The sequence below is a fragment of the Candidatus Methylomirabilota bacterium genome (assembly GCA_035936835.1).
Taxonomy (GTDB): domain Bacteria; phylum Methylomirabilota; class Methylomirabilia; order Rokubacteriales; family CSP1-6; genus AR37.
The window spans coordinates 1-1,515 of sequence record DASYVT010000041.1; the positions used below are offsets into that span (position 1 = coordinate 1).

Genomic DNA, 1,515 nt, shown 5'->3' on the forward strand with positions numbered 1-1,515 from the left:
CTGGCGACCGAGAACGAAGTATGGCGAAGCAAATTGGCCCAGTACCGGTGCCTTCACACTTCTTTACACGCGGCACACACCGTCTTGACGCGCGGGAGTGATAGGGTAGCAGTATGGCGCACCGCACGGCCGCGCTGCTCATCGACGACGACGCACGCCTCGGCGCCCTGGTGGCGGAATATCTCGGCAAGCACGAGATCGACGTCACGACCGCAGGCGACGGGCCGCGCGGACTGGTCGCGCTCCGCAAGAGCCGCCCCGACCTCGTCCTGCTCGACCTGATGCTGCCCGGCATGGACGGCCTCGAGGTCTGCCTCAAGATCCGCGCGACAGCCGAGTGGGCCTCCCTGCCCGTCATCATGCTGACCGCCAGGGGTGAGGACGTGGACAAGGTGGTCGGCCTCGAGGTCGGCGCGGACGACTACCTCGCCAAGCCCTTCAACCCTCGTGAGCTCCTGGCGCGGATCCGCGCCGTGCTGCGGCGCACCCGCCCCGCCGGGACGCCGCCGCGGCTGCGGGTGGGACGGCTCGAGCTCGACTTTGCCGCGCGAGAAGTGACGGTGGGCGGCAAGCGGCGTGTCCTCACCCACCACGAGTTCGAGCTCCTCGCCACGCTCGCGCGGGCGGCCGGGCGCGTGCTCTCGCGCGACCAGATCCTCGAGACGCTCAAGGGCCAGGCCGAAGCCTTCGACCGCTCGATCGACGTCCACATCGCCAAGCTCCGCGCCAAGCTCGAGCCCGATCCCAAGGAGCCGCGCTACATCAAGACCGTGCGCGGCGTCGGCTACATGCTCGCCCGCGAGGCCGACTGACATGCGCCGCCTCTTCGCGCGAATCTACCTCCACTTCCTGGGCGTGCTGCTGGTAGTCGCGATCGCGGCGAGCCTGGTCTTCGCCTTCACCGCCCGCAGCGCCTTCGTCCAGGAGTCGGCCTGGCGGACGTCGCGCCACGCGGGCAGGATCGTGGGCGAGGTCTTCCGCGACCCAACGGAGCTCGCGCGCCGCGTGAAACTGCTCCACGACGAGCTCGAGATCGACCTGATGGTACGCGACCTCGAGGGGCGGGTCCTCGCCGCCGCCGGCGCCGAGCCGCCCGCCTTCACCGCCGAGGAGCTCGGCCAGGCCCGAGCCGGCCGGCGCATCGTCCACCCAACCCCAGCCTGGTCGACCGCCGGCCCGGTGCGCGAGCCGGGAACGGGCGTTGTCATCGGCACCGTCGTGAGCGCGGCGCACCAGCGCCCCCTCTGGGCCGCCTTGACCCGCCCTGCCTTGATCCTGAGCCTGGTCCTCGTCCTCGTCGCCATCGCGTCCGCGCTCCTCGCCCGCCGCATCTCGCGCCCCGTCGAGCGGCTGACCGAGGCGGTGCGCCGGCTGGGGGCGGGCGACCTCGCCGCGCGCGTGCCGATAGGCGAGCGGAGTGGGGCGGACGAGCTCACGGAGCTGACGCACGCCTTCAACGACATGGCCGAGCGCATCGAACGGCTGATCGCGGGACAAAAGGAGCTCCTGGCCAAT

General features: G+C 71.2%; 2 protein-coding genes. Both read left to right on the forward strand.

The window, feature by feature from the left end; all coding sequences use genetic code 11:
• The first annotated feature begins 113 nt into the window (after window positions 1-113).
• Entirely contained in the window at window positions 114-812 is a 699-nt protein-coding gene (locus tag VGV06_03585; protein HEV2054238.1) for a response regulator transcription factor, read from the forward strand.
• A gap of 1 nt (window position 813) precedes the next feature.
• On the forward strand, window positions 814-1,515 hold a 702-nt coding region (locus VGV06_03590), incomplete at its 3' end, for a HAMP domain-containing protein (protein ID HEV2054239.1).

Coding starts and splice junctions, on each gene's coding strand:
- VGV06_03585 (HEV2054238.1), top strand. CDS start 114: ATGGCGCACCGCACGGCCGCGCTGCTCATCGACGACGACGCACGCCTC.